This is a genomic window from Mesorhizobium sp. M7A.F.Ca.US.014.04.1.1 (assembly GCF_003998745.1).
Taxonomy (GTDB): Bacteria; Pseudomonadota; Alphaproteobacteria; order Rhizobiales; family Rhizobiaceae; genus Mesorhizobium; species Mesorhizobium ciceri.
Window position 1 is genome coordinate 1 of record NZ_RZRW01000739.1, and the last position, 2,468, is coordinate 2,468.

Consider the following 2,468-nt stretch of genomic DNA (forward strand, 5'->3'; position numbering starts at 1 on the left):
TAAGTTCCCGTCGAATTCTCGAATGCGGCGGAGACTGCTGCCAAGGCTGTGGACCGAACAGTCGTCATATGACGACTGTTCGTCGGTTTGTGGGTAAGCAATAGATTGCTGGCCGGCTTGTTGCCGGCTGGCCACATATTCTGTTGTGCTAATTATCGACCAAGGTGAAAATAGTGGCAGGCAGAGCTGACGCCACCCGTCAGAGCTCTGTCCGCACAATGCCTACGCACCTTTCAACAACACCACGAGCTGGCTCTGCCGGCGGCTTCCGGTTTGGCGAATATTCGCTCCAGAGAGACCGGGTGATCTGCGCCTCGACTTCGCGTGCGGCTCCGGCTCGCTGCTGCTGAACGTGCGCAAGCGCATGGGGCCGCACGGCATCGGCAGAATCTACGGGCAGGAAAAGAACATCACCACCTACAACCTCGCGCGCATGAACATGCTGTTGCATGGCGTGAAGGACACTGAATTCGAGATCTACCACGGCGATACGCTTTCCAATGACTGGGACATCCTGCGCGAATTGAATCCTGCAAAGAAGCCTTCCTTCGATGCCATTTGTGGCCAACCCGCCCTTCAGTTTGCGCTGGGATCCGACTGAGGCGATGGGCGACGATGTGCGGTTCAAGAACTATGGGCTGGCGCCCAAGTCGGCCGCGGACTTTGCCTTCCTGTTGCACGGTTTCCACTACCTGAAGGATGAAGGCGTAATGGCCATCATCCTCCCCCACGGGGTGCTGTTCAGAGGTGGGGCGGAAGAGCGCATTCGAACCAAGCTGCTGAAGGACGGTCACATCGACGCCGTCATCGGACTGCCCGCCAACCTGTTCTATTCGACGGGTATCCGGTCTGCATCCTTGTTCTGAAGAAGTGTAAGAAGCCCGACGATGTTCTCTTCATCAACGCAGCCGAGCACTTTTGAAGGACAAGCGTCAGAACAAATTAGGGGATGGCAAGAACGGGACAACGGACCATATCGGCAAGATCATCGAAACCTACAAGTTCCGTAAGGAGGAGGGCCGCTATTCCAAGCGCGTCAGCATCGATCGTATCGCCGACGAGGGTCACAACCTCAATATTTCCCGCTACATCAGAACGGCTGAGGATGAGCTCGAAATCGATCTAATAGCCGCCAATGAAGACTTGGTCGACATCGAGAAGCAGTTTCGCGCAGCGACAGCGAAGCACAACACATTCTTGCGCGAGCTTGGGCTTCCAACCTTGCCGCTTTCAAAAGGATGACGCCGGGCTCGAATCGACCATCAAGCAGCGCGCCGGTGCGCCTTGAGAGCTGCTGATTTCCCACGTCCGCTTTCGGTCTATATCGATGTTGGCTTGTACGGCGGTAATGAGGCGCATTGCTGCCGCTAGCTCACAGCTAGCTATCATCCGCTACGAGGATGGGGAAGCACAAGCAGTGCGCTGGAAATGGCGTCGGGCTCTGTTCACTTGCTATGCCTAGGAATGTGCATATATTGTGCGTAAGAGAGAGGTCGGAGATTTGTCATGACCCACGCACAGCTCGCACAATCGAAAGTGGTCTCAGGTTTTGTCGACAGCCTGCAGGAGCCGCGCACGCCTTATATCTCGCCGAAGCGCCTGTCGCAGGCGCTGGGCGTGAAGGTGGCCAACTTGGCGCAGTTGACCGGCGTCCACCGCAACACGCTCCGTAACCCGTCGTCGGAGCGACTGCAGGGTCGGATGCGCGAGATGGTGAAGGTGATTTCGGCCGCAACGGAACTCACCGGCGACGTCGACAAGGCGATCTACTGGTATCGCAATGAGCCGATCGCCGACTATGGCCATCGCACGGCGGCCGAACTCGTCGCGGGCGGCCAGGTCGAAGCAGTGCTGGCCTTCATCCGGGATCTCGAGAACGGGGCGCGCGGGTGAAGGTCCCCCGCGTCGGGCCGGACGAGATCTTCCATCGCTATCTGACACCCAAATGGGCCTGCCCACCAGTGGTGGGGGCGCGGCGATCGATGGCGGGCGCTTCAATCGGCCCGGCGTCGAAGCCGTTTACCTGGGGTCGGAACAAGAGCAGTGCGAAATCGTACGATAAGGTCGAACGGAGCAGGAACGTTATGCGGCACGGCGTAGCCCTGCCGGGAGGCGAAGCGACCTGAAGCCTTCCGGGAGATGTTGCTCGCTGTCCCAAGTGTAGATACCTGTCAGGTTGATGTGCTCCCAACTCAGCGGCGAGATATGCTTCAATAGCGTATCTGAGATGTTCCTTCCCGCTCGTTTGAGCTCTGTGACCGCGCGGTCGAGATAGACCGTGTTCCAGTGGACGATCGCGCTGACGACAAGATTGAGGCCCGATGCGCGGAATGCCTGACTTTCGAACGACCGGTCGCGGAGCTCGCCACGCTCATGAAAGAAGACTGCGCGTTTGAGTTTGTGCGCTGCCTCCCCCTTGTTGAGGCCGGCTCGGCATCGCCGGCGCAGTGTCGAGCTCGAGCACCATT

At 58.4% G+C, this 2,468-nt stretch carries 5 protein-coding genes; 4 read left to right on the forward strand and 1 reads right to left on the reverse strand.

All coding sequences use genetic code 11. The features are described from left to right. Positions 1–352 precede the first annotated feature (352 nt). The 4 genes from EOA22_RS39630 to EOA22_RS30805 all read left to right on the forward strand — a co-directional run bounded on the left by EOA22_RS39630 (position 353) and on the right by EOA22_RS30805 (position 1,893). Entirely contained in the window at positions 353–601 is a 249-nt protein-coding gene (locus EOA22_RS39630) for an N-6 DNA methylase (protein ID WP_198032133.1), read from the forward strand. Between the two features lie 4 nt (positions 602–605). Continuing rightward, positions 606–866: an N-6 DNA methylase gene (locus EOA22_RS39635; RefSeq protein ID WP_275955649.1), complete on the forward strand. Its 261-nt coding sequence runs from the start codon at positions 606–608 to the stop codon at positions 864–866. 52 nt (positions 867–918) lie between these two features. Continuing rightward, positions 919–1,242: an N-6 DNA methylase gene (locus EOA22_RS39640; RefSeq protein WP_206516559.1), complete on the forward strand. Its 324-nt coding sequence runs from the start codon at positions 919–921 to the stop codon at positions 1,240–1,242. 264 nt (positions 1,243–1,506) lie between these two features. After that, a complete protein-coding gene (locus EOA22_RS30805) occupies positions 1,507–1,893 on the forward strand; it encodes a hypothetical protein (protein WP_013525337.1) in 387 nt (128 codons plus the stop codon). Between the two features lie 189 nt (positions 1,894–2,082). Here EOA22_RS30805 and EOA22_RS30815 read toward each other — a convergent pair. Further along, positions 2,083–2,468 (reverse strand): Tn3 family transposase (locus EOA22_RS30815; protein WP_164756069.1); only part of this gene is annotated, 386 nt, incomplete at its 5' end.

What these genes read in the sequence shown, in the direction of transcription:
- EOA22_RS39635 (WP_275955649.1), top strand. Translation starts at nt 606, where the DNA reads ATGGGCGACGATGTGCGGTTCAAGAACTATGGGCTGGCGCCCAAGTCG.
- EOA22_RS30805 (WP_013525337.1), top strand. Translation starts at nt 1,507, where the DNA reads ATGACCCACGCACAGCTCGCACAATCGAAAGTGGTCTCAGGTTTTGTC.